Raw genomic sequence first — 5099 nt, forward strand, 5'->3', positions numbered from 1 at the left:
GCGCCTGGGCATGCATCGCCGCACGCTCGCGCGCAAGCTCGCCAAGCGTCAGGTCGGCTAGACAAGGCCGGATCGTTGTTCCGCCACTGACGTTATGGTTGGATGCCGACAGGCGCAAAGGGGGACAGCATGGCCGACATGTTCAAGACATGGCGCAAGGCGACACGGCTGGCGCAGAAGCGGCGCCCGATTTCAGCAGCTTTGGCGTTGCAGGACCTGTTCAAGCCCGCCGCTTCGGCGCGCGTTCGCAAGCGGTCCAAGCCGCAGCCTGGCCCTCAGGAAACGCGGCCGATCCCAGGCAGTTTTATCACCGCCAAGCATAAGAGCCGATATGGCGTCATCGCCTACCGTCTTTACACTCCGGTCGGCTCGTCCCGGCGTCGCATGCCGCTGCTCGTCATGCTGCACGGCTGCACCCAGACGGCGGAAGACTTTGCGACAGGCACGCGCACGAACCAGCTCGCCGACGAGCTTGGCGTGCTGGTGCTCTATCCCGAACAGTCGCAGAAGGCCAATTTCGCGCGCTGCTGGAATTGGCACACACCCGAAAATCAAAGTGCAGGCGCTGGTGAAGCCGGCATGATCGCTTCGCTGACGCGCCACGTCATCGGCCTTTGCAACGCTAATCCTGCCCGCATCTATATTGCCGGCATATCGGCGGGCGGCGCGGCCGCGGCGATCATCGGCGCCGCCTATCCTCGGTTATATGTCGCGATCGGCGTCCATTCCGGCGTTGCCGTGGGAGATATCCAGACCCTGCGATCGGCGCTGACGGCCATGCAAGGCAAGGGGGGCGCGCGGCCAACGGGCAAGCTCCCGCGGCAATTGCCCACCATCGTCTTTCACGGCGATCAGGACAAGGTGGTACACCCGTCCAATGCCGGAGGCTTCCTGCATAATCTGGAACGCGCCGCCATGGGACCGCTCACGCTGCGGACCGTAACGGGCACGTCCGACGGCGGCCGCGCCTTCACGCGCCGTGTCTTTCAGGGTCGAGCGGGAAGCGCCTTGTTAGAGGAATGGATCGTCCACGGCAGCGGCCATGGCTGGTCGGGCGGCAGTCCGCTGGGGTCGCATACCGATCCTGCCGGACCGGATGCATCGCGCGAGATGCTGCGCTTCTTTCTCGCTCGCAGACGGGGCGTCTGACCTGCTCCCCGCCTCCATAAACCGGCAGCGATCGGCCACTAGACACCGCAGGTCCGCCGCGCTGGCGCTTCCGAAAGAAACCGTGAGATTGGAGCGGTGAGGGGAATCGCAAGCCTTCCCTAACGATTTGTAATCGAACTAAATGCTGCGGTGCAGCAAAAAATTGGGCCCCATACAGTGGCCCCACTCCCTTTGCGTAAATCGGGTTTGAAGCTTAAACGTGGCTCGCTGGCGGGCCGCGATTGGACAAAGCCACCCTACCTCGTTGGGCCGATCCGGGCAATTTCCAACCGCTCGCCTACTGAGTTCGCCTTGCTTGAATGGTCTGCAGCCGCCGACAAACCGACGTTCGCGGGGCGAATCCCGCTCCCGAAAGCAGTCTTTCGTTCATCGGCATTACGGATTCTCTGATCGGCGCCCTCTGAGCCATCTCCTGCGTGTCCGGTGTTAGGCAAGAGGGCAGATTTGAAGCTCCCGTTTGACCGAATCGATGCCGCGGTCTGCACTCGCCGAGATCTCGGTCGTCGGGCGCCAGACGCGCTGGCCCGGTCCCTAGGCTTGCGGCGCGATGCCCTCGAATTTGGCGGATGCCACTGCCAGCGCCGCAATCAACCCGGGGGTCTTGGGAAGCATATCGGCCTTGGCCTGGCCGCCCAACGCGCGGACGACGCGATCGAATAGCCATCCGAGCTTCATCCAGACCTTGGGATCTTCGGTGCTCGTCAGTTCCATGCTGAGACGGTTCGCGACGCTCGACAAAGCCGTGCCGCCGCTGACCATCACCGGCTGGCTTTGGATTTTTGCTCCGGAGAGCTCGTTGAACCGATCAAGCGTTTGCTGCTGGATGGGCAGCTCTCGCTGAATTCGATCCCAGAATCTTGGGCTGAACGGATCTAGGAACTGTTCTTCGCCCAGGCTAATGAAATCGGTGCCGATCGGGGCCTCCATCGCCAGCGGATCGAGCAGGACCCGAGGGAATTGGGCCAGCTTGCTTTCCAGATGATAGGCGCGGTTGAGCGCCGGGCCAAAGACAATATGCTCGTCATGATAGAGGTTGCCGATGGTGACGCCGCCGCGCATCCAGAACCCATGGACTGCAAGGCCAAGCTGGGTGATCGCCAGGCTCTGCAGGAGCCAGTGCACGTCGCCCGGCTCGAACGGCTTGCTGAAGACCACATTGTCGGAGAAGGTCGTTATGCGCGCCCCTGCATCGCCGACCTGTGCCGCAGTGGCATTGAACATCCGGACCGCTGACGCGAGCCTGCCGATATGGCGTGGATCCTCTCCGGCGGTGTCGATCTCATTCTTCCAGCCCAGGATATCGAAGAAGAAGACGAGCCTCTTCTCGTAGTGGACCTCTCCGAAGCAAAGTTCCGTCTCGTCCAGGATCATCTCCATCCACTCGCTGCTCATTGTTCGGCCGGACAATCTCGGACCGTCACGGGTCGCAAGGGGCCAGGCAAGGGCGCGCACCCGTCTCTACCAAGCGCCATTCGCGGTTGTGTTCGCGAGCGCGAGATGCGTCACCGTCCCCTTTTCGTCGGCCATCGCGAAGGTCGGCGCCTGGCGCGCGCGCCGCTTTCCGTACCATGCAGTCGCGACGTTAAGCAGGTCAGCGTTGAGCTGGCGGTCGAAGAAATGGTCAGCCAGCTCCTGGGTGAGATCGGGATTGGGATAGTAACGAAAGTCGCCGGCCTGGCGCAGTGCGTCGAGGCTGGGCGCCTCGTCCTCTAGGCGCCTCTGCATCATCTTGCGTGGCAGCGGGGCCGCGCCGGGCCTGGCGGCGAATGCCTCCCGATAGATGGGGGCCATGAAGTCGAAAACATGAGTTTTAGTCTGGACCCACATGTGGAAGGCGTCATCCGCCGAGACCAACTGGTCCTTCTCGATCCTGCCGAAAAAGGCGATCTCGTCGGCGTCGCTCATGGCGAAGCTGAAGGCTCCGGCTACGACCCGCGCGTCGATGCCATATTCTCGGTTCAGGACATAGGCGCCGAAGGTCGCGAAGAAGGTGCAGGCTTTCTCGGCGTTTGCCTCGGGAATGCCCAGCAGGACGCCATGAACCACTTGATAGACACGATTATATTCGGTGAGCGGCAATAGAAATCTACTCATGGGCCTCCGGCGTCGCGGCAATATTGGATGCGGACAGGACGGCGATTATATCGCGGACATGGCAGGAGACTATATCGAATTGGGGCGCCGATTCCGGCGTGCGAATGAAAAGGATGAGCGTCCTTTCGTGGGGCTGTTCGATCGCAGCTTTCGGGGGGAAAGCCGCGCGGGAAGAAGGCGAAGGCCGAATGAACCAGCATGACCTGATGGTGTCGGTGCTCACCGCCGCGGGCGGCGAGCCGATCGAGAGTCATGCGGCGCCCGGCTATACGGGCAAGATCGCGGATATCCTGTTCCCGGCGGACAATGTGATCGTCGAGGTCAAGTCGCTCACCACGGATCGGGCGGCATCGGACGAGACGTCGGAGGCGGTTGGAGAGATGTTTTCGCGCCACACGCATATGGGAGCACCTGTGATATTCGGCACTGTGACGGTGAAGTTGCATGATCTACCGTACGCGATCGCCATGAACACGCTGCGGATCGCTGGAAAAAGGGTCTTGGCCGAGGCGAAAGCCGCGAACACGCAGCTCAAAGCGACGAAGGCTGCGCTGGGTCGGCCAGAGGCGATGGGGCTGCTGGCCCTGATCACCCCGCCTTTTCGGCTGGATCGGCATTCGATCGTGGCCCTTGTGGGAGACGCGATGCGTGACAATCGGTGCCGGTCCATCGATCAACTCTTCCTGGTCGACCCCCCCCTCGCGGCGCCCGAGCCTTATCGGCGGTGGGGAAACAGCTTTATGTCTTTGCATTCGCGACCCGATGCTGATCGAATCCTACCGCAGCATCTCGCCGAAGCGATCGGGCGCGCCTGGGGCAAGATCACCGGGCAACCGGCGGGCCGGGGAAATGAAGAGGATTATCACCGCTTCGGAGCGACATCTTGAACCGCGACCCGGAAGCCGGTAGCTACGGCCTGAGCCGCCGCGATAGCGGCCATTCTCAGTGCCGGATTAGCTCGTTGAAAGCTGCCATACATTCAGGTGCTAGCCGGTGGTGCTCCGCTTCTCCAGCTGGAACTGCCCTGTTCCTTGGTGTGGTGAGCTCTCAAGTCGCGCCATCGGAGGATCTGCAACTCGGGGAGGTTGCCATGGCTTCTCAGTTGAGCAAGGCCTGCCTCACTTAGCTCAACCCGTTGCCCCTCGGCCCAGCGCGCGTCGTTATGCGCCATTTCCTGTTGCCAACCGTCGCGCCAAAATCGCGTTGCCGCCATGACGTGACCGTCTTGGTTTAGAAAAACGAAGGGATCACCTCGCGAGTGCTGCCAGCCCAGGCTCTTAGCGAAAACGGGGTCGAACATCAGGATTTCGGATCGCTCGCCGACTAGCGACACTCGCAAGTTTCTCACCATCGGTGGGGGGGTATTAAGCTCGACGTCAACTATACCTCCACAAGACCAGAAAAGCTTGGGAAGTTGGCCGATCGCTCCATCTAGATCATCAGTGGTGCCGATCCTCACACCCCGGACGACGAGCAGCCCCTCGCTGAACAGTGAGTGCGATTCCAGCGCCGCGAAGCGTGCCCATTCACCAACTACTCGTTCGGAGCTAGTCAAACGTTGGATACCCTCCGCCTGCAGCCAATCCTCGGCGCGTGCACTCCAGCGCTGGTCAGGCAACGTCGGCCAGTCTAAATCCGCGGGCCTTGCCGACACGCTAGTGCGGGGCGGCAAGAGCGGACCGCCGTCGAGTCGATGGAGCAGCAGGTCAAATTCGACCTGCGACAAAGTCCCAGCGCGCCAATGTTCGCCGACTATCACGCGCAGCGCACGGATGCATGCCCCGATATGCGGGCGAACAAAGGGGAGTCGCAAGCCGAGCGCACCGAGCCGATCA

General features: G+C 61.9%; 5 protein-coding genes. 2 read left to right on the forward strand and 3 right to left on the reverse strand.

The features are described 5' to 3' along the window. The first annotated feature begins 129 nt into the window (after positions 1 to 129). Positions 130 to 1149, forward strand: coding sequence for an extracellular catalytic domain type 1 short-chain-length polyhydroxyalkanoate depolymerase (locus SKA58_RS08665; RefSeq protein WP_156784156.1), 1020 nt, complete (start codon positions 130 to 132; stop codon positions 1147 to 1149). A 552-nt stretch (positions 1150 to 1701) separates the two neighbouring features. Here the strand turns inward: SKA58_RS08665 and SKA58_RS08670 are convergent. Both SKA58_RS08670 and SKA58_RS08675 read right to left on the reverse strand, forming a co-directional pair. Beyond that, positions 1702 to 2541: a hypothetical protein gene (locus tag SKA58_RS08670; protein ID WP_232209386.1), complete on the reverse strand. Its 840-nt coding sequence runs from the start codon at positions 2539 to 2541 to the stop codon at positions 1702 to 1704. An 87-nt stretch (positions 2542 to 2628) separates the two neighbouring features. Then, entirely contained in the window at positions 2629 to 3264 is a 636-nt protein-coding gene (locus SKA58_RS08675) for a DUF2026 family protein (RefSeq protein WP_156784157.1), read from the reverse strand. Between the two features lie 206 nt (positions 3265 to 3470). Here SKA58_RS08675 and SKA58_RS08680 point away from each other — a divergent pair, with 206 nt between their 5' ends. Further along, positions 3471 to 4151, forward strand: coding sequence for a hypothetical protein (locus tag SKA58_RS08680; protein ID WP_156784158.1), 681 nt, complete (start codon positions 3471 to 3473; stop codon positions 4149 to 4151). A 92-nt stretch (positions 4152 to 4243) separates the two neighbouring features. Here the strand turns inward: SKA58_RS08680 and SKA58_RS20330 are convergent. Beyond that, positions 4244 to 5099 (reverse strand): hypothetical protein (locus SKA58_RS20330; RefSeq protein WP_232209387.1); only part of this gene is annotated, 856 nt, incomplete at its 5' end.

The sequence above is a fragment of the Sphingomonas sp. SKA58 genome (genome assembly GCF_000153545.1).
GTDB classification, from domain to species: Bacteria; Pseudomonadota; Alphaproteobacteria; order Sphingomonadales; family Sphingomonadaceae; genus Sphingobium; species Sphingobium soli.